Below are 261 nucleotides of genomic sequence, written 5' to 3' on the forward strand. Positions count from 1 at the left end.
TTGGCCAGCTCGGGGCGGTCGTCCCGGGCACCGGAGGCGACGTCAGTCCAGACGTGCGCGCAGCCGGCCGAGCGCAGCGCGTCGTGCTGGAGCGAGGGGTCCTGCGCGGTCGTCGAGACCCGGGCGTAGCCGAGGGCGTGGGGCACGGGGTAAGCGTACGGAAACCTCCCGACAGTGGTTCCGCTACACACAGGTTACGGACACGAGTTCCGGACGCCGCTTCGTCGGCGTGTCGCGCCCTCGCCGAGACTGTCGCCAAAA

1 protein-coding gene is annotated in these 261 nt (G+C 70.9%); it reads right to left on the minus strand.

Annotation, left to right across the window (positions count from 1 at the left end; translation table 11 throughout):
* A partial coding sequence (locus WDV86_RS03350) for a recombinase family protein (protein WP_445262924.1) occupies positions 1–146 on the minus strand: 146 nt, incomplete at its 3' end.
* Positions 147–261 lie beyond the last annotated feature (115 nt).

Origin of the sequence: Pseudokineococcus sp. 1T1Z-3 (genome assembly GCF_037482365.1) — a bacterium.
Classification (GTDB): Bacteria; Actinomycetota; Actinomycetes; order Actinomycetales; family Quadrisphaeraceae; genus Pseudokineococcus.